General features: G+C 46.2%; 20 protein-coding genes, 9 pseudogenes and 2 other annotated features. Of the genes and pseudogenes, 22 read left to right on the top strand and 7 right to left on the bottom strand.

Features of this window, described 5'->3' with window-relative positions; all coding sequences use genetic code 11:
- The first annotated feature begins 3 nt into the window (after nucleotides 1–3).
- Together lspA and AC0T5Z_RS09030 are read left to right on the top strand one after the other, a co-directional pair.
- Entirely contained in the window at nucleotides 4–516 is a 513-nt protein-coding gene (lspA, locus tag AC0T5Z_RS09035; RefSeq protein WP_000905420.1) for a signal peptidase II, read from the top strand.
- A 21-nt stretch (nucleotides 517–537) separates the two neighbouring features.
- A pseudogene (locus AC0T5Z_RS09030) lies at nucleotides 538–750 on the top strand (transposase family protein); the annotation flags it as partial.
- Nucleotides 751–782: 32 nt separating this feature from the next.
- Here AC0T5Z_RS09030 and merR read toward each other — a convergent pair.
- Nucleotides 783–1,217, bottom strand: coding sequence for an Hg(II)-responsive transcriptional regulator (gene merR / locus AC0T5Z_RS09025; RefSeq protein ID WP_001166630.1), 435 nt, complete (start codon nucleotides 1,215–1,217; stop codon nucleotides 783–785).
- A 71-nt stretch (nucleotides 1,218–1,288) separates the two neighbouring features.
- Here merR and merT point away from each other — a divergent pair, with 71 nt between their 5' ends.
- The 7 genes and pseudogenes from merT to AC0T5Z_RS08990 form a co-directional block, all read left to right on the top strand.
- Entirely contained in the window at nucleotides 1,289–1,639 is a 351-nt protein-coding gene (gene merT, locus AC0T5Z_RS09020; RefSeq protein WP_001294659.1) for a mercuric ion transporter MerT, read from the top strand.
- A gap of 13 nt (nucleotides 1,640–1,652) precedes the next feature.
- A complete protein-coding gene (gene merP / locus AC0T5Z_RS09015; RefSeq protein ID WP_004178136.1) occupies nucleotides 1,653–1,928 on the top strand; it encodes a mercury resistance system periplasmic binding protein MerP in 276 nt (91 codons plus the stop codon).
- Between the two features lie 27 nt (nucleotides 1,929–1,955).
- On the top strand, nucleotides 1,956–2,381 hold the full coding sequence (gene merC, locus AC0T5Z_RS09010) for an organomercurial transporter MerC (protein ID WP_000522996.1): 426 nt from the start codon (nucleotides 1,956–1,958) through the stop codon (nucleotides 2,379–2,381).
- 38 nt (nucleotides 2,382–2,419) lie between these two features.
- Nucleotides 2,420–4,105: a mercury(II) reductase gene (gene merA, locus AC0T5Z_RS09005; RefSeq protein WP_348933486.1), complete on the top strand. Its 1,686-nt coding sequence runs from the start codon at nucleotides 2,420–2,422 to the stop codon at nucleotides 4,103–4,105.
- A gap of 16 nt (nucleotides 4,106–4,121) precedes the next feature.
- Complete coding sequence (merD, locus tag AC0T5Z_RS09000) at nucleotides 4,122–4,484, top strand: mercury resistance co-regulator MerD (protein ID WP_025467726.1); 363 nt, start codon at nucleotides 4,122–4,124, stop codon at nucleotides 4,482–4,484.
- On the top strand, nucleotides 4,481–4,564 hold the full coding sequence (locus AC0T5Z_RS08995; RefSeq protein ID WP_425265850.1) for a hypothetical protein: 84 nt from the start codon (nucleotides 4,481–4,483) through the stop codon (nucleotides 4,562–4,564). The genes merD and AC0T5Z_RS08995 overlap by 4 nt, the downstream gene beginning before the upstream one ends.
- Nucleotides 4,561–5,136: pseudogene (locus tag AC0T5Z_RS08990) on the top strand (ISL3-like element ISPpu12 family transposase); the annotation flags it as partial. The gene AC0T5Z_RS08995 and the pseudogene AC0T5Z_RS08990, both read left to right, overlap by 4 nt.
- A gap of 67 nt (nucleotides 5,137–5,203) precedes the next feature.
- Here AC0T5Z_RS08990 and AC0T5Z_RS08985 read toward each other — a convergent pair.
- Nucleotides 5,204–5,800: a putative adenosine monophosphate-protein transferase Fic gene (locus tag AC0T5Z_RS08985; protein ID WP_435337089.1), complete on the bottom strand. Its 597-nt coding sequence runs from the start codon at nucleotides 5,798–5,800 to the stop codon at nucleotides 5,204–5,206.
- Nucleotides 5,801–5,812: 12 nt separating this feature from the next.
- Nucleotides 5,813–5,983, bottom strand: coding sequence for a YhfG family protein (locus AC0T5Z_RS08980; protein WP_004914907.1), 171 nt, complete (start codon nucleotides 5,981–5,983; stop codon nucleotides 5,813–5,815).
- Nucleotides 5,984–6,281: 298 nt separating this feature from the next.
- On the opposite strand from AC0T5Z_RS08980, the gene AC0T5Z_RS08975 reads away from it, so the two are divergent.
- The 4 genes and pseudogenes from AC0T5Z_RS08975 to AC0T5Z_RS08960 form a co-directional block, all read left to right on the top strand.
- Entirely contained in the window at nucleotides 6,282–8,567 is a 2,286-nt protein-coding gene (locus AC0T5Z_RS08975; RefSeq protein WP_435337088.1) for a type I restriction-modification system subunit M, read from the top strand.
- Nucleotides 8,567–9,937: a restriction endonuclease subunit S gene (locus AC0T5Z_RS08970; RefSeq protein ID WP_435337087.1), complete on the top strand. Its 1,371-nt coding sequence runs from the start codon at nucleotides 8,567–8,569 to the stop codon at nucleotides 9,935–9,937. The genes AC0T5Z_RS08975 and AC0T5Z_RS08970 overlap by 1 nt, the downstream gene beginning before the upstream one ends.
- Complete coding sequence (locus AC0T5Z_RS08965) at nucleotides 9,934–10,983, top strand: PDDEXK nuclease domain-containing protein (RefSeq protein ID WP_435337086.1); 1,050 nt, start codon at nucleotides 9,934–9,936, stop codon at nucleotides 10,981–10,983. Before AC0T5Z_RS08970 ends, AC0T5Z_RS08965 begins: the two co-directional genes overlap by 4 nt.
- A pseudogene (locus AC0T5Z_RS08960) lies at nucleotides 10,980–13,031 on the top strand (type I restriction endonuclease subunit R); the annotation flags it as partial. The gene AC0T5Z_RS08965 and the pseudogene AC0T5Z_RS08960, both read left to right, overlap by 4 nt.
- Before the next feature lie 7 nt (nucleotides 13,032–13,038).
- Here AC0T5Z_RS08960 and AC0T5Z_RS08955 read toward each other — a convergent pair.
- A protein-coding gene (locus AC0T5Z_RS08955) for an IS3 family transposase (protein WP_407507946.1) occupies nucleotides 13,039–14,258 on the bottom strand; the annotation gives its coding sequence in 2 pieces (ribosomal slippage) (nucleotides 13,039–13,982 and nucleotides 13,982–14,258; 1,221 coding nt in all).
- Nucleotides 13,867–13,983: a sequence feature (AL1L pseudoknot), on the bottom strand. (Overlaps the previous gene by 117 nt.)
- A 49-nt stretch (nucleotides 14,259–14,307) precedes the next feature.
- On the opposite strand from AC0T5Z_RS08955, the pseudogene AC0T5Z_RS08950 reads away from it, so the two are divergent.
- The 3 pseudogenes from AC0T5Z_RS08950 to AC0T5Z_RS08940 form a co-directional block, all read left to right on the top strand.
- Nucleotides 14,308–15,543, top strand: a pseudogene (locus tag AC0T5Z_RS08950) (type I restriction enzyme subunit R domain-containing protein); the annotation flags it as partial.
- Between the two features lie 68 nt (nucleotides 15,544–15,611).
- A pseudogene (locus AC0T5Z_RS08945) lies at nucleotides 15,612–16,193 on the top strand (YqaJ viral recombinase family nuclease); the annotation flags it as partial.
- Nucleotides 16,194–16,330: 137 nt separating this feature from the next.
- A pseudogene (locus AC0T5Z_RS08940) lies at nucleotides 16,331–17,258 on the top strand (recombination directionality factor).
- Between the two features lie 95 nt (nucleotides 17,259–17,353).
- Here the strand turns inward: AC0T5Z_RS08940 and AC0T5Z_RS08935 are convergent.
- The 3 genes and pseudogenes from AC0T5Z_RS08935 to AC0T5Z_RS08925 form a co-directional block, all read right to left on the bottom strand.
- A pseudogene (locus AC0T5Z_RS08935) lies at nucleotides 17,354–17,743 on the bottom strand (transposase); the annotation flags it as partial.
- A gap of 41 nt (nucleotides 17,744–17,784) precedes the next feature.
- A protein-coding gene (locus tag AC0T5Z_RS08930) for an IS3 family transposase (RefSeq protein ID WP_407507946.1) occupies nucleotides 17,785–19,004 on the bottom strand; the annotation gives its coding sequence in 2 pieces (ribosomal slippage) (nucleotides 17,785–18,728 and nucleotides 18,728–19,004; 1,221 coding nt in all).
- Nucleotides 18,613–18,729 (bottom strand) — a sequence feature (AL1L pseudoknot). Its footprint overlaps the gene before it by 117 nt.
- A gap of 51 nt (nucleotides 19,005–19,055) precedes the next feature.
- A pseudogene (locus AC0T5Z_RS08925) lies at nucleotides 19,056–19,871 on the bottom strand (IS256 family transposase); the annotation flags it as partial.
- Between the two features lie 306 nt (nucleotides 19,872–20,177).
- Here AC0T5Z_RS08925 and AC0T5Z_RS08920 point away from each other — a divergent pair.
- From AC0T5Z_RS08920 to AC0T5Z_RS08895, 6 genes and pseudogenes are all read left to right on the top strand, one after another.
- Nucleotides 20,178–21,632 (top strand): SulP family inorganic anion transporter, encoded by a 1,455-nt coding sequence (locus AC0T5Z_RS08920; RefSeq protein WP_291338766.1) that lies wholly within the window; start codon nucleotides 20,178–20,180, stop codon nucleotides 21,630–21,632.
- A gap of 158 nt (nucleotides 21,633–21,790) precedes the next feature.
- Nucleotides 21,791–22,225, top strand: coding sequence for an arsenate reductase (glutaredoxin) (gene arsC / locus AC0T5Z_RS08915; RefSeq protein ID WP_435337811.1), 435 nt, complete (start codon nucleotides 21,791–21,793; stop codon nucleotides 22,223–22,225).
- Between the two features lie 57 nt (nucleotides 22,226–22,282).
- Complete coding sequence (locus AC0T5Z_RS08910) at nucleotides 22,283–22,603, top strand: metalloregulator ArsR/SmtB family transcription factor (RefSeq protein WP_004644580.1); 321 nt, start codon at nucleotides 22,283–22,285, stop codon at nucleotides 22,601–22,603.
- 6 nt (nucleotides 22,604–22,609) lie between these two features.
- On the top strand, nucleotides 22,610–23,083 hold the full coding sequence (locus AC0T5Z_RS08905) for an arsenate reductase ArsC (protein ID WP_026438201.1): 474 nt from the start codon (nucleotides 22,610–22,612) through the stop codon (nucleotides 23,081–23,083).
- A gap of 7 nt (nucleotides 23,084–23,090) precedes the next feature.
- The gene (gene arsB / locus AC0T5Z_RS08900) at nucleotides 23,091–24,134 is read left to right on the top strand and encodes an ACR3 family arsenite efflux transporter (protein ID WP_291338763.1); all 1,044 of its coding nucleotides are present in this window, start codon (nucleotides 23,091–23,093) and stop codon (nucleotides 24,132–24,134) included.
- 5 nt (nucleotides 24,135–24,139) lie between these two features.
- Nucleotides 24,140–24,397 (top strand): annotated as a pseudogene (locus AC0T5Z_RS08895) (NADPH-dependent FMN reductase); the annotation flags it as partial.
- Nucleotides 24,398–24,425: the final 28 nt, after the last annotated feature.

Here is a 24,425-nt window from a genome sequence, read left to right as displayed (position 1 = left end):
ATAATGCTCATTATTGGCAAAAAGCTCTCGCCGTATGCCCTATTGTCCATATCGGGCCTGCTGGCAGCGTCTGATCAGGCCGTAAAATGGCTGGTGCAACAATCAATGGCATATGGCGAGTCTATTTCAGTGACCTCATTCTTTAACTGGGTACACGTATGGAATACCGGTGCCGCATTCAGTCTTTTTGCGAATGGTGGAGGCTGGCAGCGCTACTTTTTTATCGGAATCGCGGTAGTGGTCTCGATTTTTCTGATCAAGCTGATCCTTGAAAATCGTCATAAAGGAGAAGCCATCGCTTACAGTCTTATCCTCGGTGGCGCCATGGGCAACCTGATTGACCGGGTCTTTCGCGGCTATGTTGTGGATTCCTTTGATTTCTATTGGCGAGACTGGCATTGGCCGGCCTTCAACCTGGCTGATATTGCAATTGTCCTCGGTGCCTTACTTTTAGTTTCCAGCAGCTTGTTGGGTAAAAAAGCAAACACCAATGCCGAGTCGGATGGATCTGACTGACACCTACGCCTATACAACACCATGACCGAACTTCCCGACAACATCCTTCACCTGCCGCAATACCAAGTACTGGGCTGCAAATCAACCGACGACGAAATGCACTTCCAGGTGGACGTGCCCGATCCCATCGCCTGCGAGGAATGCGGCGTGCAGGGTGAGTTCGTACGGTTCGGCAAGCGTGACGTTCCCTATCGTGATCTGCCCATCCACGGCAAGCGGGTCACTCTCTGGGTGGGGGCACCTCAGAAATCGGAAAATAAAGCACGCTAAGGCATAGCTGACCTTGCCAGGCCTGCTTCGCCCTGTAGTGACGCGATCAACGGGCAGGAAACATTCCCCATTCGTGCATGGCAGGCGCACACGAGTTCAGACAGCACGGTTTCCATGCGCGCCAAGTCGGCCATCTTCTCGCGCACGTCCTTGAGCTTGTGTTCGGCCAGGCTGCTGGCCTCCTCGCAGTGGGTGCCATCGTCGAGCCGCAACAGCTCGGCAATCTCGTCCAGACTGAACCCCAGCCGCTGTGCCGATTTCACGAATTTCACCCGAACCACGTCCGCCTCCCCATAGCGGCGAATGCTGCCATAGGGCTTGTCTGGCTCCGGCAGCAGGCCCTTGCGCTGGTAGAACCGGATGGTCTCCACATTGACCCCGGCCGCCTTGGCAAAAACGCCAATGGTCAGATTCTCAAAATTAATTTGCATATCGCTTGACTCCGTACATAACTACGGAAGTAAGCTTAAGCTATCCAAACCAAATTTGAAAGGACAAGCGTATGTCTGAACCACAAAACGGGCGCGGCGCGCTCTTCGCCGGTGGGCTGGCCGCCATTCTTGCGTCGGCCTGCTGCCTGGGGCCGCTGGTTTTGATCGCCTTGGGGTTCAGCGGGGCATGGATCGGCAACCTGACGGTATTGGAGCCGTATCGGCCGATCTTCATCGGCGCGGCGCTGGTTGCACTGTTCTTTGCCTGGCGGCGCATCGTCCGACCGACCGCAGCCTGCAAGCCGGGCGAGGTGTGCGCGATTCCGCAAGTGCGCACCACCTACAAGCTCATTTTCTGGTTCGTCGCCGTGTTGGTCTTGGTCGCGCTTGGTTTTCCCTACGTCATGCCATTTTTCTACTAATCAGGAGTTCATCATGAAAAAGCTGTTTGCCTCCCTCGCTCTCGCCGCTTTCGTTGCCCCCGTGTTCGCCGCCACTCAGACCGTAACGCTGTCCGTGCCTGGCATGACCTGCGCCTCTTGCCCGATCACTGTCAAGCACGCGCTTTCCAAGGTTGAGGGCGTGAGCAAGACCGACGTAAGTTTCGACAAGCGCCAGGCCGTCGTCACCTTCGACGATGCCAAGACCAACGTCCAGAAGTTGACCAAGGCGACCGAGGACGCGGGCTATCCGTCCAGCCTCAAACGCTGATCCGTTAACCGAACTCGGGAGCGACACATGGGACTCATCACGCGCATCGCTGGCAAAACCGGCGCGCTCGGCAGCGTCGTTTCCGCGATGGGCTGCGCCGCCTGTTTTCCTGCCATCGCCAGCTTTGGCGCGGCCATCGGACTGGGCTTCTTGAGCCAGTACGAGGGGCTATTCATTGGCATCCTGCTGCCGATGTTCGCCGGCATCGCGTTACTCGCCAATGCTATCGCTTGGCTCAATCATCGACAGTGGCGACGCACGGCGCTCGGCACGATAGGCCCGATCTTGGTGCTGGCAGCGGTGTTTTTAATGCGGGCTTACGGCTGGCAGAGCGGTGGACTGCTCTATGTCGGCCTGGCCTTGATGGTTGGGGTGTCGGTCTGGGATTTCATCTCGCCAGCACATCGCCGCTGCGGGCCGGACAGCTGTGAATTGCCAGAACAACGTGGCTGACGGCAACAGCCGTAGCCACCACAGAAAAGGAAAAATACATGACCACCCTGAAAATCACCGGGATGACCTGCGACTCGTGCGCGGCTCACGTCAAGGAAGCCTTGGAGAAAGTGCCCGGCGTGCAATCGGCGCTGGTGTCCTATCCGAAGGGCACAGCGCAACTCGCCATTGAGGCGGGCACGTCATCGGATGCGCTGACTACCGCCGTGGCCAGACTGGGCTACGAGGCAACGCTTGCCGATGCGCCACCGACGGACAACCGCGCCGGCCTGCTCGACAAGATGCGCGGCTGGATAGGGGCCGCTGATAAGCCCAGTGGCAACGAACGCCCGTTGCAGGTCGTCGTCATTGGTAGCGGTGGCGCGGCAATGGCGGCAGCACTGAAGGCCGTCGAGCAAGGCGCGCAGGTCACGCTGATCGAGCGCGGCACCATCGGCGGCACCTGCGTCAATGTCGGCTGTGTGCCGTCCAAGATCATGATCCGCGCCGCCCACATCGCCCATCTGCGCCGGGAAAGCCCGTTCGATGGCGGTATTGCGGCAACTGTGCCTACGATTGACCGCAGTAAGCTGCTGGCCCAGCAGCAGGCCCGCGTCGACGAACTGCGGCACGCCAAGTACGAAGGCATCCTGGGCGGTAATCCGGCCATCACCGTTGTGCACGGTGAGGCGCGCTTCAAGGACGACCAGAGCCTTACCGTCCGTTTGAACGAGGGTGGCGAGCGCGTCGTGATGTTCGACCGCTGCCTGGTCGCCACGGGTGCCAGCCCGGCGGTCCCGCCGATTCCGGGCTTGAAAGAGTCACCCTACTGGACTTCCACCGAGGCCCTGGCGAGCGACACCATTCCCGAACGCCTTGCCGTAATCGGCTCGTCGGTGGTGGCGCTGGAGCTGGCGCAAGCCTTTGCCCGGCTGGGCAGCAAGGTCACGGTCCTGGCGCGCAATACCTTGTTCTTCCGTGAAGACCCGGCCATCGGCGAGGCGGTGACAGCCGCTTTCCGTGCCGAGGGCATCGAGGTGCTGGAGCACACGCAAGCCAGCCAGGTCGCCCATATGGACGGTGAATTCGTGCTGACCACCACGCACGGTGAATTGCGCGCCGACAAACTGCTGGTTGCCACCGGTCGGACACCGAACACGCGCAGCCTCGCGCTGGACGCAGCGGGGGTCACTGTCAATGCGCAAGGTGCCATCGTCATCGACCAAGGCATGCGCACGAGCAACCCGAACATCTACGCGGCCGGCGACTGCACCGACCAGCCGCAGTTCGTCTATGTGGCGGCAGCGGCCGGCACCCGTGCCGCGATCAACATGACCGGCGGCGACGCAGCCCTCAATCTGACCGCGATGCCGGCAGTGGTGTTCACCGACCCGCAAGTCGCCACCGTGGGCTACAGCGAGGCGGAAGCGCACCACGATGGCATCGAGACCGACAGTCGCACGCTGACACTCGACAACGTTCCGCGAGCGCTTGCCAACTTCGACACACGCGGCTTCATCAAGCTGGTCATCGAGGAAGGTAGCGGACGGCTCATCGGCGTGCAGGCGGTGGCCCCGGAAGCGGGCGAACTGATCCAGACGGCGGTGCTCGCCATCCGCAACCGCATGACGGTGCAGGAACTGGCTGACCAGTTGTTCCCCTACCTGACAATGGTCGAGGGGTTGAAGCTTGCGGCGCAGACCTTCAACAAGGACGTGAAGCAGCTTTCCTGCTGCGCTGGATAAAAAAAGGAGGTTTTCAATGAGCGCCTACACCGTGTCCCGGCTGGCCCTTGATGCCGGGGTGAGCGTGCATATCGTGCGCGACTACCTGCTGCGCGGATTGCTGCGTCCGGTGGCGTGCACCCCGGGCGGCTATGGCCTGTTCGATGATGCCGCCTTGCAACGGCTGTGCTTCGTGCGGGCGGCCTTCGAGGCGGGCATCGGCCTGGACGCGCTGGCGCGGCTGTGCCGGGCGCTGGATGCTGCGGACGGCGATGAAGCGGCCGCGCAGCTTGCCGTTCTGCGCCAGTTCGTCGAGCGTCGGCGCGAAGCGTTGGCCCATCTGGACGCGCAACTGGCCTCCATGCCAGCCGAGCGGGCGCACGAGGAGGCATTGCCGTGAACGCCCCTGACAAACTGCCGCCCGAGACGCGCCAACCCGTTTCCGGCTACCTGTGGGGTGCGCTGGCCGTGTTGACCTAGAGAGAGTGCGCAAGGGCCTCAGAAAGGAGCTGAAACCGTCCCAGAGCCGGACTCTCAAGGGAGACCGGAAAATCCTGCTGAAACGCGCTCACGAAGTCTCAGACCGGGAGCGCCTCATCATGGAGACCTGGACAGGCGCGTTCCCGCAACTGCTGGCCGCCTACGAGCACAAGGAGCGCTTCTACGGCATCTGGGACGCCACCACACGGCTCCAGGCAGAAGCCGCCCTGGACGAGTGGATAGCCACCATCCCGAAGGGCCAAAAGGAAGTCTGGAGCGATCTGGTCAGGGCAGTGGGAAACTGGCGCGAAGAGACCATGACCTACTTCGAGACGGACATGCCCGTCACCAACGCTTACACGGAGTCCATCAACCGACTGGCCAAGGACAAGAACCGTGAAGGGCGCGGTTACTCCTTCGAGGTGATGCGGGCACGAATGCTCTACACCACGAAGCACAAGAAGAAGGCACCGACTGCGAAGGTCTCTCCTTTCTACAAGAAAACCATCGGTTACGGACTGCCGGACTTCGCAGAGGAACTCAACTACGGAGTCGATCTATCAACCATCTGAGGGTGGTATCAGATTGATGGGGTGAAGGTGCCCCATCAACCATTAAATCCGTATACCCATTTTTTTGTTATTCAGGAGTGATAATGCAGGCTTCAAAAATAGCGATCAGTCCATCTAGCCGGCAGTTGAATCCATCAATATTGGCCTGAATCCAGACTTCCTTATTGTTAATTTTAATCCACTGTACCCCATAGCCGCAGTGAGCAAGTAGGTGTTCAAAGAAGATACGCTGGGTGCGTCCATTGCCTTCACGAAATGGGTGAATCACGTTGACTTCACAATAAAAATCAGCGATTTTTTGGATAAGTACTGGTTTGGCTAAACCTTGAAAATAGTGCTGCTGCTCAAGTTGCTTGAAGAGCTTATTGGCTTCAATTTCAATACGCGGGAAGGTACAAAAGCGGGTATCGCCTTTGGCAATATCCACTTGTCTTAGTTCACCTGCCCAGGCATACAGGTCTGAAAAGAGCTGAAAGTGAATGGATTGCAGGTATTTGAGATCGTAAGGTGGCTCCGCATACTCAATTCGTGTGCTGGCATACTCAGTCAACTCCAGTTCTGCCTGTTGCAGAATTTCAGCATCCTGAATGTTCAGTTTGTTTTTGAGGACGTCCGAGTCGGGGTAACAGTAAATGCTGTCACCCATTTCACCATATTTATCCATAAGGAAGCCTGATCACGATTCCGAGGTCTGTGAGAATTTCTTATATTTCTGTAGAATCTGAGCTTTACTTAATGCCGGTGCGTTTGAGGACGGGTTAATGCCTTCCAGCTTTAAACTGGCTTGATAATTCTGCAAGCGCGTAGCTTGGATATATTTTTTTTTCTGTTCGAGAGTGTTTAGCATTCTGGAATTTCCTTGAACAAAGGTGATGTAAGCCTAGTTTAGCAGATGGGCTTATAAATAGGCACGGCTTTCAAAAGCAGGGTTGTAGCGTTATGGTGGATGAACCTTCTATGAGAAAAATCTGAAACCAGATGACAAAATTTGTCGCTTAACTGTCATGCAATAAATGAATAATCAACAATCTGCTTTTAAATAATATAATATTATCCAACAGTTAAAAAATTATCAGTATTATCTCTAGCAACCGAAGTGTCGCCAGATACTGAACAGATAAGAATTCAGGAATTGATTCGCTACTATGACCAACAATAACTTTTCACAAATCGCTTCTTTCATCTGGTCGGTTGCCGACCTGCTGCGTGGTGACTTCAAACAATCGCAATATGGCCGCATCATTCTGCCATTTACCTTGTTACGTCGTCTGGAGTGTGTACTGGAAGAAAGCAAGGCAGCGGTACTGGCAGAACATGAAAAAGTCTCCAAGCTGAATCTGCCAGAAGAAGCTCAAGAAAAGTTATTGCTGCGTGCCACCAACGGTCTAGCCTTCTTTAATACCTCCCCAATGGATCTTAGCAAAATGGGGCAGAGTGATATCAAGGCCAACTTGAGCACTTATGTGCAAAGTTTCTCTAAAGATGCCCGCGAGATCTTTGAATACTTTAACTTCATCGAATTTGTCGGCCTCCTCGATGATGCCAACCTTTTGTATAAAGTCGTGCAAAAGTTTGCTACCACGGATCTGAGTCCAAAGAACGTATCCAACCATGACATGGGCTTGGTGTTTGAAGAACTGATCCGTCGTTTTGCCGAAGGTTCCAATGAAACCGCAGGGGAACACTTTACCCCGCGTGACATCGTGCGTCTGACCACGGCACTGGTGTTTATGGAAGATGATGACGTGCTGACCAAAGACGGCATTATCCGTACCATTTACGATCCTACTGCGGGAACAGGCGGCTTCCTGTCTTCAGGTATGGAATATCTGCATGAGCTGAACCCGAATGCGGTGATGCGTGCCTTTGGTCAGGAACTCAATCCAGAATCCTACGCTATCTGTAAAGCCGACATGCTCATTAAAGGTCAGGATGTAAGCCGAATCAAACTTGGTAATACCTTGTCGAATGATCAACTCGCATTAGATAAATTTGACTATATGTTATCTAACCCACCTTTTGGTGTGGACTGGAAAAAGATCGAACAGGACATCAAGGACGAGCACGAGCACAAAGGCTTTAATGGCCGTTTCGGTGCAGGCTTGCCACGGGTATCGGATGGTTCACTATTATTCCTGATGCACCTGATCAGCAAGATGCGTGATGCCAGTAGTAGCGAGAGCGGCAGCCGCATCGGGATTATCCTGAATGGTTCACCATTGTTTACCGGTAGTGCAGGCAGTGGCGAAAGTGAGATCCGTCGCTATATTTTAGAAGCCGACTTGCTGGAAGCCATTATTGCCTTACCGAATGACATGTTCTACAACACCGGGATTGCCACCTATATCTGGGTACTCAGCAATAAAAAAGCCGCTGAACGTAAAGGCAAGGTACAGCTGATTAATGCCTCAAACCTCAGTACCAAAATGCGTAAGTCGCTGGGTTCAAAACGTAACTATCTGACTGAAGCTGAAATTGCCACCATTACCCAAAATTACGGTGACTTTGTGGCGGTAGACACCTTGGCGCAGGATGGCGAAACCGAACAGCAAAAACCATTCGCCAGCAAAATCTTTGACAGTCATGAATTTGGCTATCGTCGCGTGACCATTGAACGTCCATTACGTTTATCGGCACAGATCACGGATAGCGCGATTGCCGCATTACGTTTTGCGCCAAAACCGTTTAATGCCGTGATGCAAAGTATCGATGCGCAATTGGGCACAGCCTTTGGTACAGCATGGACAGCTGAAACTTATGGTCAGTTGCAGGACGTTGCCCTTGAGGTCCGTGCCCTGATTAAAGCGGAATTCCCTGAGCTAAAAGAAAAAGACATTAAAGAGGTACTGGACAGCAAAATCTGGCTGTTCCAGAAAGCCTTGATGGAAAAAGCCCAAGCCTTACAGAATGTGATTGGCACTGAGCAGTTTGATGATTTCAACCAGTTTGATGAAGTGCTGAAAAAAGCCCTGAAGCAAACCGACATCAAGCTGGATGCCAAAGAGAAGAAACAGCTGTTAGATGCCATTACCTGGAAAAATCCGGAAGCGGAACCGGTGATTAACAAGGTCGTGAAACAGGCGGAAAACCCACTATATGGCCAGTTTAGCTACAAGGGCAAAGTGGTGGAGTTTGTACAGGATGGAGATTTGCGTGATGCCGAAAATATTGCACTGAATCCAAAGGTCAGCACCACAGATTTAATCGAGTCTTACTTTAAACGTGAAGTACAGCCACACGTGCCGGATGCCTGGATTAATGCTGACAAGCGCGATGAAAAGGATTGCGAGATTGGCATTGTCGGTTATGAAATTCCGTTTAACCGTCATTTTTATGTGTATGAACCGCCACGTGACCTAAGTGAGATTGATGCTGATTTGGATGCGGTGAGTGCCGAGATTATGCAGCTACTCCAAGAGGTGCATTCATAATGGCGAAGTATCAGAAATACGCGGAGTATAAAGATTCAGGGGTTGAATGGTTGGGGGAAATTCCAAATGATTGGATTAACACTAAGGTTAAATATGAAGCTTATGTAAAAGCTCGTGTAGGTTGGCATGGGCTTAAATCAGATGATTTTACAGACGAAGGTCCTTATTTAGTTACAGGTAGTGATTTTAAAGGAACTAATATTGATTGGTCTCAATGTTATCATTGCGATTTACCACGTTATGAGCAAGACCCATATATTCAATTGAAAGATGGAGACTTGTTAATTACTAAAGATGGTACGATCGGTAAGGTTGCATTAGTTAGTAATTTAAAAGATGACGAAAAAGCTACTTTGAATAGTGGAATTTTCGTTGTGCGACCATTGCGAAATAATTTCTCCACAAAGTTTTATTTTTGGTTGCTTCAATCGAAAGTATTTAAAGAATTTGTGGACTTTAATAAAACAGGTTCAACGATTGTTCATTTGTATCAAGATACCTTTGTAAATTTTGAATATGCTTCTCCAGTATTAGAAGATCAGATAAAGATTTCTAATTTTTTAGATCACGAAACCACCAAAATCGATCGCCTGATTGAAAAACAACAACAACTGATTGAACTGCTCAAAGAAAAACGTCAGGCGGTGATTAGCCATGCCGTGACCAAAGGACTCGATCCAAATGTTCCAATGAAAGATTCGGGTGTGGCATGGTTAGGGGAAGTGCCGGGGCATTGGATAGTAATGAAATTTAATAGATGTGTTCAAATTCGCAATGGGCTTGTAGACCCTAGAGATAATAATTATAAAAATTTCATACTTTATGCACCAAATCATATTGAAAAAGCGACAGGTAAGATTCTCTATAAAGAGACAGCTGAAGAACAAGGTGCGGATAGTAATAAATATCTTTGCTTTAAGGGGGAGGTCGTTTATAGCAAGATTCGTCCTGCTTTAGCAAAAGTAGCTATTTGTGAAGAAGATATGGCTCTATGTAGTGCTGATATGTACCCAATGAACGCTTGTAATGGTTTAACAAATGATTTTTTATATCACTTCATATTGTCTGATAGTTTTACCAAAGCTGTGATCCTAGATTCTGATAGGGTAGCAATGCCAAAAATTAATAGAGAATCATTAAACGAATACAGGTTGCCAATACCACCTGTTGATGAACAGGTGAAAATTCTAAAATATATTGAAATAAGTAGCCGAAAGTTAGATGAATTAGAGCAAAAAGCACTACAAGCAATTCAGTTAATGCAAGAACGCCGAACCGCCCTGATCTCAGCCGCAGTCACTGGAAAAATCGACGTGCGCCACTGGCAAGCCCCAACGGTTGCTGAGGCAGACACGGAGTTAAGCGCATGAGTGAGCATTCATTAACGAGCTTAGCCTTGCCACAACTAACCCAAGATATTGTTTCACTTGTCCATGCCGCCAAACAGCGTGCAGCCATAGCCGTCAATGCCGAACTGACCTTGCTGTATTGGCACGTGGGACAACGTATCCGACAGGAAATCCTCAAAGGCGAACGGGCAGAATATGGGCAACACATCATTGGCAATTTATCCAAAGCTCTGACAGCGCAATTAGGCCGAGGCTGGGGAAAGTCACAGCTCAACTACTATGTTAAATTTGCCGAAGTTTTTGATGATATCAACATTGTCCATGCAGTGCGTGGACAATTAAGCTGGACGCATCTTAAAACCCTGATGTATATAGATGACCACATCAAACGAGAATTCTATCTCAACATGGCAGTGCAGGAACGCTGGTCTACGCGAACGCTGGATGAACGGATCGGTTCAATGCTGTTTGAACGTACCGCGATTTCCAAAAAACCGGATGAAACCATTCTGCATGAACTGCAACAGCTCAAGGAACAAGGGGTTGTACATCAGCAGCTCTTGCTCAAAGATCCCTATATTCTGGACTTTCTCGATCTGAATGACCGCTATCTGGAAAAAGATTTAGAAGATGCCATTTTGCGCGATATTGAGCAGTTTCTTTTAGAGCTGGGTTCAGGCTTTAGCTTTATTGCCCGCCAGAAGCGTATTCAAATCGATGAAGATGATTTCTACATTGACCTGTTGTTTTATAACCGCAAACTCAAACGACTGGTCGCGATTGACCTGAAAACTGAAAAATTCCGCCATTCGCATAAAAGCCAGATGGAACTGTATTTACGCTGGCTGGCCAAATACGAACAGGAAGAAGGTGAAAACCCACCGCTGGGCATTATTTTCTGTACCTCCAAAAAACATGAACAAATTGAATTGCTGGACTTGGAAAAATCGGATATTCATGTGGCTGAATATATGACGGTTTTGCCACCCAAAGAAGTCTTGGAACAGCGCTTACACCTTGCGAGGGAACGTGCTAAACAACGCTTGCTCGCCGATGGAGAACAATAATCATGGACGCGACCCGTGAAAGCATCTTCCAGAACGACATCATTCAACAGATGCTGGCTCAGGGCTGGCAACTCGGAACCCCACAAGGTTATAACCGTGAAACCGCCTTGTATGAGCAGGACGTACTAGATTTTGTGCAACAAACCCAAGCACAAGACTGGCAGAAGTTTCAGCGCATCTTTCCACAAGATACCGAACGGCATTTTCTAGAAGCCGTGGTTGCCCAGCTGAAGAAAGCCGACATCAATGCCACTGATGAACAGTCACGTAGCTATGGCACTTTAGGTGTGCTGCGTCACGGAGTGAAAACCCGCAGCGCACGTTTTTTCCTGTGTCAGTTTAAGCCTGAACATGCGCTAAATCCCGATACACTAGCCAATTACAAAAAGAACATCTGCCGCATTGTGCCAGAGTTGGTCTATAGCCCGTATGCTACGGCTGCCGAGTTACAGGACATGGGCAAACAGGCCAAGAAATGGCGTATTGACTTGGTGCTGTTTATAAACGGCTTTCCTGTGGCAACACTGGAACTCAAGTCCGAGTTTAAACAGGCGGTGCAGAATGCCATGTTGCAGTACAAACGCACCCGCTTGCCGAAAGATCCAGAAACCAACAAGCCTGAACCCTTGCTGATGTTTAAGCGTGGCGCATTGGTACACTTTGCCGTGAGTCAATACGAAGTCTATATGGCGACCCAACTGGCCGGAGAAGATACTTTCTTCCTGCCATTCAATAAAGGCACGCATGACGGTGGCGCAGGCAATGATGTGCCAGAAGACCAGAATCAGTACGCCACCGCCTATCTGTGGAATGAAGTCCTCACACCGGACAATTTGCTGAATATCATTGGACGTTTTGTCCATCTGCAAATTGAAGAAAAAGAAGACTGGGAAGGACGCAAGTACAAAAAAGAACTGCTGATCTTCCCACGTTACCACCAGTGGAATGTGGTCACCAAACTGATCAATGCCGCATTAGAGGAGGGCACTGGACAGAAATATCTGATTCAGCACAGTGCAGGTTCAGGCAAGTCCAACTCAATTGCCTGGACAGCACATCAGCTGTCGACCCTGTACGATCAACACAATCAGAAACTGTTTGATTCGGTGATTGTGGTCACTGACCGTACCATTCTGGATGCCCAGCTACAGGACACCATCTACCAGTTTGAACATGCCGATGGCGTGGTCGGACGCATCAATAACAAAGAAGGCGATGGCTCCAAATCGGAAAAACTGGCCAAGGCACTGGAAACATCACAGCCGATTATCATTGTGACCATCCAGACTTTCCCCTTTGTGTTGCGTGCGATTGAAAACAGTACCAATCTGAAACAGCGACGTTATGCGGTGATTGCCGATGAAGCGCATTCTTCACAAAGCGGCTCTACGGCACGACAACTCAAAGAAGTGTTGATGCTGGAAGAGCGCGAAGAGGATGCTGAACTGTCCTCGGAAGATATTCTGGATGCGGTGGTGGCTGCACGTAAGGGCAGTAATAACCTCAGTTACTATGCCTTTACCGCGACACCGAAAGACAAAACCCTGCAACTGTTTGGCCGGGTACCCAATCCTGAGCTACCACCCTCCAAGCAGAACAAGCCAGAAGCTTTTCATGTCTACTCCATGCGTCAAGCCATTGAAGAAGGCTTTATTCTGGATGTGCTGAAAAACTATACCAACTATAAAGTGGTGTATAAGCTCAAACAAAAAATTGAACAAGCCGACAAACAGGTCGATGCCAAAAAAGCCAAGATCAGGCTGAATCAATGGGTGCGCCTGCATGACCACAACATTTCCCAGAAAGTGAAAGTCATTGTCGAGCATTTTAAAAATAACGTGATGGGCTTATTGGGTGGGCAGGCTAAAGCCATGGTGGTGACCAGTTCACGTAAAGAAGCGGTGCGTTACAAGCTGGCCTTTGACAAATACGTGACGGATCAGGGCTATAAGTCTATTCAGGCTATGGTCGCATTCTCGGGTGAGGTTGAGTTTAATGACAAGGATACCGACAGCATGAACCGTACCGGGTTTATCGGAGACTTTTTTATTTAAGTTAGGCCACCTGACCTAACGGATTAATCTTATCATAGTACATTGCTTCAAACTCAAAAGGCGATACATAACCCAGTGCACTGTGTACACGCTTTTTGTTGAACCAATCTACCCAATTTAATGTCGCAAGTTGTACATCCGCTAAACCTTGCCAATCTGCTTTTAAATATTCAATCACCTCTGTTTTGTATAAGCCATTCACCGTTTCAGCCAGAGCATTATCGTATGAATCACCCGTTGTACCGACTGATGCTCGTAAATTTGCTGCTTCTAAACGATTGGTATAGCGAATGGAAAGATATTGCACACCTCTGTCGGAATGATGAATCACATTCTTTGGCATGCCTCGATCATGCAATGCTTGCTCCAGTGCATCAAGTACCATATCTGTATTCATCCGTGTTGATACTTTCCATCCAACAATTGCTCGCGAGAACACATCAATAATAAATGCGGTATATACCCAGCCAGAATTGGTTTGAATATACGTAAAGTCACTGACCCATAATTGGTCAGGTCGATCAGCACTAAAATTCCGTTTCACTAAATCATCTGCTCGTTTTTGATCATCTCGGCTGCGGGTAGTTTGTTTGTTCTTACCACGCCAAACACCTTGTATATCTAGCTTTTTCATCAATCGAGCAACTGTACAACGTGCAATAACATAGCCTTCACGTTTCAATTTTTGCCAAACTTTACGTACACCATATCGACCTAAACTTTCTTTCCAAATACGTTTGATTTGCTCTGCATGATGTAAATCATGCAGAGCACGTTTCGCTCGATGTTCTGGGTTATCAACGAGATCTAAAGCCCGATAATAGGTCGAAGCTGCAATCGGTAAAATTCTACAAATCGCTTCAACGCCATATCGATCTTTATTGTGATGGATAAAATCCACCATTATTTGTGTGGGCGGTCGAGCTCCGCCTGGGCGAAAAAAGCGGCTGCTTTGCGTAGAATTTCATTGGCACGCTTTAATTCTTTAATTTCACGTTCCATTTGCTTCATTTTTTCTTGGTCAGATATCTGTTGTACTTTGGCAGGATTTAGTTGATCCATATGCTTTAAATACCAAACACGCAATGTTTCAGGAGTACAACCGATTTTAGGAGCAATAGCTGTGATTGCTGCCCAAGTAGAAGGATAATCTTTTTCAGATTCAATTAGTAATTGAACCGCTCTTTCTCTAATTTCGGGGGTATAGTTTGGTTTTTTCATCGGAATAGTCTCTCAGAATATTGAGTCTCCGACAAACCTGGTACGGTTCAGCAGTGGTTTAGTCGGGCAGACCTTTAATGAACGCAACATGAACCCGGGGCTAAAAGGACGGGAAATGCGCAAGGCCTTTGATAGTGATGACTATCAGGTGATGCTGGTAGCCAACAAGTTCCAGACTGGCTTTGACCAACCGAAACTGTGTGCCATGTACGTAGACAAAAAGCTGGGCGGTGTGGAGTGCGTACAAACCCTGTCACGCCTGAACCGTACTTATCCGGGCAAAGCGGAATCTGGCACCTTTGTGCTGGACTTCTTTAACGATCCCGAAGACATTCTTGGGGCCTTCCAGCCTTACTTTCAAACCGCAGAACTGGCTGATGTATCGAATCCGGATCAGATCTTTGACCTGTTTGAAAAGCTGAAAGCTACCAAGATTTTTCTGTGGACGGAAGTTGAACAGTTTGTAGAAGCCTTCTTTACCAAGAACAAATCCAATGCCGCGATCAGTAACATTTGCAAGCCTGCGGTTGAACGCTGGCAGAAACGCTATAGCCAAGCCATCGAAGCCTATAACACCACCCGAGATATGCTGGAACGCTGCAAGAAAACCAATGATGCGGTGCTGATTGCCAATGCCGACAATGCCTTTAAAGCGGCCAAGCTTGAAAAAGACAAGTTGGAAATCTTTAAAAAAGACTTGGGAAGCTTTACTCGTTTTTACGAGTTTATGTCGCAGATCGTGGACTACGATGACAAAGAACTGGAGAAGCTCAGTCTGTATGCGCGTAACCTGCGTCCATTGCTGCGTGAAACCGCAACGAAAGATGATGAGGTGGACTTAAGTAATGTCAGCATGAGCCATTACCGCTTGTCCAAGATCCGTCAGCAGGACATCAAGCTGAAAGAAGATGCCGAAGATTTTAAGCTGGAACCGGGCAATGACCTCGGTGCAGCCAAGCCACGTGATAAGAAAGAAGAATTCCTGTCACAGATCATTGAGCGTCTGAATGATGTCTTTATCACTGATAACCTGACCGATAAAGACATGCTGAACTATGCCTATACGGTACGTGACAAGCTGGCGGAAAATGAGATTGTGATGAAGCAGATTGCCAACAATACCCGCGAACAGGCCATGCTGGGGGATTTCCCGAAAGCCATGGATGATGCCATTCTTGGCAGTAGTGCGGCACATCAGGAACAGATGATGCAGTTGTTGTCTGATCCGGCGAAGGCCAGCATCTTTGCACGGGTGATCTTTGATATGTTGAGCAGTCCAAGATGACCGCTAAATTAACAAAGGGGGGCAGTTTTTAAATGCGGTTAGGGGGCATTTTTACACTGCCGCTAACAGCCAAATTGTGGCGAGACGGTGTACCTTTATACGTGCTGTGTCAGGTACAACATCAATTGGCAGTGACAGGTAAAAAAGCAGCACATATTTGTGTATTGATTTGTGGGCATGAAACCCGAATTTTTAAAGTGACCCGTTCAGAATCCGTGATTCAGCACATCATCAATGCGGAGCGTTACTTCTGGGAATGTGTGGAAAAGGATACACCACCTGAAGCCGATGCCAGTGAATCCGCAGCCAAAGCCTTACAACTACTTTATCCAGAACATGTACCGCTCAGCACCACGGATCTATCTGAGGATGAGCAAGCCAATCAACAGTTTGAGCAACTCATTCAGACCCGTAACCAAATTGAAAAACATCAGGAGCAGTTCGATCTACTCAAACACCAACTGCAAGCCAAGATGCAAAACGTAGAACGAGCAACATTCTTAACAGGTTCGGTGACGTGGAAAAAGTCTAAAGACTCAATCAGCTTAGACAGCAAGACTTTATTGAAACAGCACCCTGAATATCTGAAGCAATTTCCACAAAGTAAAACAGGTTCACGGCGCTTCAATATCTACAGCAATGATGATTGAAATGAATTTAGCCTAAGTAAAATTCACAAGCAAAAATACAAGTCCCACCTAAACATCCCATGCCTCAGCGCATGGGATTTTTTATGTCCATTTCATTTTTAACCACACAACACATTTAAAGTATAGAGGAAATCATCATGATTAAAGGTTTAGCCATCACACCGCCTATTCTAGGGCGAATCAGCATTGGTAAAGTTGTGGAAAAGAACGGCAAACGTCTGCCTGAAAGGGATGATCAGTTTACCATTACCAGCCAAATTCAAGGTAAAGATGGATGGGTCAAGCACCCTTTAGATGAACAACTTCGTACCAAAGCACCTAATCAAAAACTTAGAACGATTCCTGTGTATGATCTTTAATGATCCTGAATTGAATCTTCGGGCTGAGTACAGTTTATTTGATCGTCAGACAGGACGCCCTGTGTGTGTAGGTAATGGTGAAACTTGTCAGCGCTTAACCAATCAGGGAGTTGAGCATCATCCCTGTCCATCTCCTGATTTATGTCGATTGGCACAAGGCGGAAACTGTAAACCTTATGGGCGTCTGCATGTCAATTTAGATGAGTCCGATGAACTGGGCACATTCATCTTTAGAACCACAGGTTTTAACAGCATTCGGACTTTGGCGGCACGACTCAGTTATTACCATGCAGCATCGAATGGCTTGCTTTCATGCCTACCTTTACAACTCACTCTTAGAGGCAAGTCTACGACACAAAGCTATCGTACACCTGTGTATTACGTGGATTTGACTTTACGGGATGGAGTTCATTTACAAGAGGCGATTCAAACAGCGAAGGAAATTGACCAGAAAAGTAAGTTGTGTGGTTTTAATCAGGCTACTTTAGATCAAATGGCACGGCAGGGTTATGGTAATACACGATTTGAGGTGAATGCTGAGGAGGGACTAGATTTCGTGGAAGAGTTTTATGTGGATGAGAATGCTGAGTCTGAGCATTCTCCACTTGAATCAAAAGCCAAGACGAAGACCAAATTCACTCAGAGTAAGGGTTTTGTGCAGGATATTCAGCAAGGCTTACAGCAATCGGTTAAAGCTTTAAATTGAATAAAAGGCATCACATGATGCCTTTTAATAAAACTCAGATCTTAATTTTTTTGTTATTAATGAGGGCGTTCAAAATTCTGTGTCAGTAAATTTGACTAGATTTTAATTATATCATCTAATCGACCTTCAAAGTAAATGGATAATTGAGTAATCGTTTGTCCCCATTCCTGAATAGGCATTGTCCATTTTTCTGATGCCTGTTGAATACCAATATACAGTAATTTCATCAGACTATCCTCATTGGGGAAAGCTCCTTTGGTTTTGGTTAGTTTGCGGAATTGACGATGTACGGCTTCAACGGCATTGGTGGTGTAAATCGGCTTCCTAATCGCTTTAGGGTATTTGAAATAGGCGGATAGTAGATGCCATTTGGTACGCCATGACTGAATGACCACACCATATTTTTCGCCCCATTTTTCTTCTAGCTCATCCAGTGCTACTTCTGCCGCCCCTTTGGTATCAGCACGGTAAATTGGCTTTAAATCAGTGAACCGTACCGGGTTTATCGGAGACTTTTTTATTTAAGTTAGGCCACCTGACCTAACGGATTAATCTTATCATAGTACATTGCTTCAAACTCAAAAGGCGATACATAACCCAGTGCACTGTGTACACGCTTTTTGTTGAACCAATCTACCCAATTTAATGTCGCAAGTTGTACATCCGCTAAACCTTGCCAATCTGCTTTTAAATATTCAATCACCTCTGTTTTGTATAAGCCATTCACCGTTTCAGCCAGAGCATTATCGTATGAATCACCCGTTGTACCGACTGATGCTCGTAAATTTGCTGCTTCTAAACGATTGGTATAGCGAATGGAAAGATATTGCACACCTCTGTCGGAATGATGAATCACATTCTTTGGCATGCCTCGATCATGCAATGCTTGCTCCAGTGCATCAAGTACCATATCTGTATTCATCCGTGTTGATACTTTCCATCCAACAATTGCTCGCGAGAACACATCAATAATAAATGCGGTATATACCCAGCCAGAATTGGTTTGAATATACGTAAAGTCACTGACCCATAATTGGTCAGGTCGATCAGCACTAAAATTCCGTTTCACTAAATCATCTGCTCGTTTTTGATCATCTCGGCTGCGGGTAGTTTGTTTGTTCTTACCACGCCAAACACCTTGTATATCTAGCTTTTTCATCAATCGAGCAACTGTACAACGTGCAATAACATAGCCTTCACGTTTCAATTTTTGCCAAACTTTACGTACACCATATCGACCTAAACTTTCTTTCCAAATACGTTTGATTTGCTCTGCATGATGTAAATCATGCAGAGCACGTTTCGCTCGATGTTCTGGGTTATCAACGAGATCTAAAGCCCGATAATAGGTCGAAGCTGCAATCGGTAAAATTCTACAAATCGCTTCAACGCCATATCGATCTTTATTGTGATGGATAAAATCCACCATTATTTGTGTGGGCGGTCGAGCTCCGCCTGGGCGAAAAAAGCGGCTGCTTTGCGTAGAATTTCATTGGCACGCTTTAATTCTTTAATTTCACGTTCCATTTGCTTCATTTTTTCTTGGTCAGATATCTGTTGTACTTTGGCAGGATTTAGTTGATCCATATGCTTTAAATACCAAACACGCAATGTTTCAGGAGTACAACCGATTTTAGGAGCAATAGCTGTGATTGCTGCCCAAGTAGAAGGATAATCTTTTTCAGATTCAATTAGTAATTGAACCGCTCTTTCTCTAATTTCGGGGGTATAGTTTGGTTTTTTCATCGGAATAGTCTCTCAGAATATTGAGTCTCCGACAAACCTGGTACGGTTCACAGCCATAAATGCCTTCTGATCTTTACTGGCAACATAGCGTAAAGAATTACGAATTTGATGAACGATACACAGTTGTATTTCTGTTTGAGGGTAAATCGCTGCTATGGCTTCGGGGAAACCTTTTAGTCCATCTACACAGGCAATCAGAATATCCTGAACACCACGATTTTGTAGGTCTGTCAGTACACTAAGCCAATGGTTCGCCCCTTCGCTTTCCGATAAATACAAGCCGAGTAGTTCCTTCTTACCTTCAACATTTAAAGCTAAAATGGTATAGATCGCTTTACTCACATAAACACCTTTATCCTTCACTTTGTAATGTATGGCATCTAACCAAACAAAGGGATAAATTGTATCGAGTGGGCGTTGTTTCCATGCTTGTAACTGAGGGAGGAGCTTATCTGTAATATTGGTGATAGCACCATCTGAAATCTCCAATCCATACATATCAGCAACATGCTTTTGAATATCACGATAGCTCATACCAAGTGCATAGAGTGATATGATTTTATTGTCAATTTCTTCTGATAATTTGGTCTGGTTCTTTTTAACTAACTGTGGCTCAAATTCACCATTTCGATCTCTAGGGGTTTCAAGCTCAAATGAACCTGATGTAGATTTTACTGTCTTGCGAGTATAGCCATTGCGGCGATTACCTTGTTTCGGATTCGCTTCAATGTAATTCTCGATTTCTGCTTCAAGAGCAGCTTCGGTCAGTTGTTTAATTAAAGGGGTGAGTATGCCATTTTCTCCAGTCAGTGCTTGTCCTGACTGGAGTTGTTTTAAGGCTGTTTCAAAATCAAATGTAGTTGCCATAATGCATCATTCCTGTTTTTAACAGTTTAAGGAAATGACACAGTTTTTTGAACACTACCTTATTAATCTTAATAAGTAGTTTTTTTTAAAGGTTGGTTGATTTCACATCCTCAACCTCTTGTGCTACCCTAAGTGCTCTAAAACCTAAACACTCTTTTCCTATATGACACTTACGCCACCTTAAGTTTATTTACCCCTTTAATCAGTAAATAACTCATCACTGTCTAGTGATGTGGTGTAGTCGCTTGTGTGTTGTATATATCACATCACTAGCCTATCTAAAAAATTAAAAAACAGGCTATGTTTATGTTATCTAATGTACGAGAACAATGGTTCTCTAACATCCGTGGGGATGTACTTGCAGGACTTGTCGTCGGTCTTGCACTTATCCCTGAAGCTATCGCTTTTTCAATTATTGCTGGTGTAGATCCTAAAGTAGGTCTATACGCATCCTTTTGTATTGCTGTCGTGATTTCTTTTGTTGGTGGCCGTCCAGCTATGATCTCAGCAGCTACTGGAGCGATGGCACTGCTCATGGTCACATTGGTCAAGGAGCATGGGCTAGAATATCTACTTGCTGCAACAATCTTGACTGGTATTATTCAGATATTAGCAGGTTATTTAAAGCTCGCTAAATTAATGCGATTCGTATCAAAATCTGTCGTTATTGGCTTTGTAAATGCTTTAGCCATCTTAATTTTTATGGCACAGCTACCTGAACTGATGAATGTAACTTGGTATGTATATGCATTGGTTGCTTTGGGTCTAGCGATTATTTATCTATTTCCTTTAATACCAAAATTAGGAAAGCTATTACCTTCTCCGCTTGTCTGCATCATTGTGATTACCTTATTAGTAATAGCCCTAGGAATTGATGTACGGACTGTTGGAGATATGGGAGCATTACCTGACACCCTTCCTATGTTCTTGATCCCGAATATCCCTCTAAATCTTGAGACATTGATGATCATTTTGCCGTATTCGGTTGCCCTAGCAGCCGTAGGTTTACTTGAATCTATGATGACAGCAACTATTGTCGATGAAATGACAGATACGCCAAGTGATAAGCATCAGGAATGTAAAGGACAGGGTATTGCGAATATCGCCTCTGGCTTCATGGGTGGTATGGCTGGTTGTGCCATGATCGGTCAATCTATGATTAACGTAAAGTCGGGTGGTCTCACACGATTATCGACTTTCTCAGCGGGTATTTTTCTTCTCATTCTTGTTGTATTTATCAGTGATTGGCTGAAAGTGATTCCAATGGCCGCCTTGGTTGCTGTGATGATCATGGTTTCAATCAGTACTTTTGAATGGAGTTCTGTCACCCAATTGAGGGACAATCCTAAAAGCAGCAATGTCGTGATGATTGCAACAGTTATTGTAGTAGTAGCTACACATAACTTAGCGTTAGGAGTATTAACAGGTGTAATGCTTTCAGCTTTATTCTTGGCCAATAAACTAGAAAATGATATTCAGGTCAGTGCTTCTTTTGAGGGGACAGCTCGTCTATATGATTTGAGAGGTCAGATCTTCTTTAGTTCTTCTGAAAAATTTATGCAGGGTTTTGACTTTAAAGAAGATGTGAAAGACGTAATTATTGATTTAACTCACTCACATATTTGGGATGTAACATCAGTCGCTATGCTTGATTCTGTGGTCAATAAGTTCCAAAAGAATGATGTGAATGTCACGGTTCGAGGCTTAAATGAAGCCAGTTCGATCATGATTGATAAATATGGAGTTCATTCAAGGGTTTAATTTAAAGTAAGTACTAATTCATTTTATGAGCAATGACACTATGAGAAATCACAGTGTCATTTTTTATAATCAATTTTATTCAATATGGAAATATGGAATTGCATATATATGATTATTCATATATAAATATATATAAAGATTCCATTGAGTTTGAGTAAATGACTGCGATTCCAAAAGTTAAGATTTATCACAACCCTGAATGTGGTACATCACGTAATACATTGGCGTTAATCCGTAATGCCAATATTGAACCTGAAGTGATTGAGTATCTTGTCAATCCTCCATCTAAAAATGAACTGATTCAAATGATCGCGGATGCAGGTTTAACGGTGAGAGAGGCAATCCGTAAAAATGTTGTGCCGTATTCTGAGCTAGAACTAGAACGTGATGATTGGACGGATGAACAGCTTTTAGATTTTATGCTTCAGTATCCAATTTTAATTAATCGTCCATTCGTGGTGACTGAACTAGGAACTCGTTTAAGTCGCCCGTCAGAACTGGTTTTAGAAATTCTGCCCCTCTCACAAAAAGGTGCTTTCACTAAAGAGGATGGTGAACAAGTGATTGATGCAAATGGGCAGCGATTGAAATAAAAATTTCATGGATATATGTGAATATTGATATATCCATATGTTTGAGTGGGTAAAAATATGGATCAAATCAATTTCTTTAAATGTTTGGCTGATGAAACTCGATTCAACATTGTCATGTTGGTTCTTGGGAATAATGAACAGTGTGTCTGTGATTTGACTGAAAAATTACAGCTGAGCCAACCTAAGATTTCACGGCATTTAGCCTTACTGCGTTCTTCGGGTCTCTTACAAGATCGACGTCAAGGGCAATGGGTCTATTACAGTCTCAATCCTAATTTACCCATTTGGTGCCTAGACATACTTAACACCCTTAAAAATGCTGATTTACAGCCAAAAGTTGCTCCATCATTTCAACAAATCAATAGTTATTGCGAGTAGAACAATATGAAATTCCTTTTTTTGTGTACTGGAAATAGTTGCCGTAGCATCCTGTCAGAAGTGCTGTTTAATAGTCGTGCCCCAGAGGGTTGGAAAGCATACAGTGCAGGTAGTAAGCCATCAGGGCAAGTACATCCATTGACCATAGAAACTTTAGAAAATCTAGGTCTTTCAACAGATGGTTTGTGGAGTAAAACCATTGATGATTGTGAACAATACCAACCTGATGTGGTGATTACGGTTTGTGATTCAGCAGCACAAGAAGCGTGTCCGCTTTATTTAGGCGGAGCGATCAAGGCACATTGGGGTTTGGCTGATCCATCACACTTAGACTTACCTAAAGAAGAAAAATTACAGGCATTCCAAGTGACTGTAGACCATATCAATCGTCGTTTAGATGCTTTATTTGCATTGGATACAGCACATATGTCTCGTCCTGAATTGATTGCTGCAATCAATCACATCTCAGATATTGAATGAGAAAATTATGGCTCAACAAAGATTATCCTTTTTAGATCGTAACCTCACGCTATGGATTTTTATTGCCATGGCTTTAGGGATTGCGATAGGCGTGTTTTTTCCGCAAGCCTCTGTCGCTTTGGATAAAATGAGTGTGGATTCAGTCAATATTCCTATTGCGATAGGTTTGATTTTGATGATGTATCCGCCACTGGCAAAAGTGGACTATGCAACGTTACCGCAAGTATTTAAGGATAAGAAAACACTAACTTTATCCTTAGTACAAAACTGGCTGATCGCTCCCGTGCTGATGTTTGCATTGGCAATCATATTTTTGCAGAGTTATCCCGAGTACATGACAGGCGTAATCCTGATCGGCTTAGCACGATGTATTGCAATGGTTCTGGTTTGGAATGGTTTGGCCTGTGGTGATAACCAATATGTCGCAGCATTGGTCGCTTTTAACAGTATCTTTCAGATTTTGTTCTTTAGTATTTATGCTTGGCTATTCTTGACCTTTTTACCGCCTTATTTTGGCGTTGCAGGGCAAGTGATCAATGTTGATTTCTGGACGATTACCCATGCTGTTTTGATTTATCTCGGTATTCCGTTTTTATTAGGTTTCTTAACGCGCTTAATTTTGGTGAAACAAAAAGGCGTGGAGTGGTATCAAACCAAGTTTATTCCGAAAATCAGTCCTCTAAGTTTGATTGCTTTGCTGTTCACGATTTTGGCTATGTTTAGCCTAAAAGGTGGTGATGTTGTAAGCCTGCCAATGGATGTTTTACGAATTGCGATTCCTTTAACAATTTACTTTGTCTTGATGTTCTTTATTAGCTTCTTTATGAGCAAATGGATGGGCAATGATTATCCGAAGACAGCAGCAATCTCTTTTACTGCGGCTGGAAACAACTTTGAATTAGCACTTGCCGTTGCAATCGCCACATTCGGTTTAGCTTCACCAGTCGCTTTTACAACGGTGATTGGGCCATTGGTTGAAGTACCTGTGCTGATTGCTTTGGTGAGCGTGTCTTTATGGCTTAGAAAAAAGTTTTTTAAAGAAGAGGTGTAATTTCTATGACTCTCCCAAATGTAGATATGAATCTTTTGGATCAACCTACTTTAGAAAAAGTACAAGCTAAAGAGCTGCATCATCCACCGCGTATTTTGCTGCTGTATGGTTCAAACCGTGAGCGCTCATACAGCCGATTGGCGGTGATGGAAGCAGGACGTATTTTGGAGCAGTTTGGCGCTGAAGTAAAAATCTTTCATCCAAAAGGCTTACCCTTACCCGAAGATGCGGAAATTGAGCATCCAAAGGTTAAAGAAGTGCATAATCAATCGCTTGCTGTTTAAATTCGGG

The sequence above is a fragment of the Acinetobacter pengchengensis genome (assembly GCF_982235305.1).
Note: the sequence above shows the minus strand (reverse complement) of the source record. Positions and strands in the feature narration are given on the sequence as shown.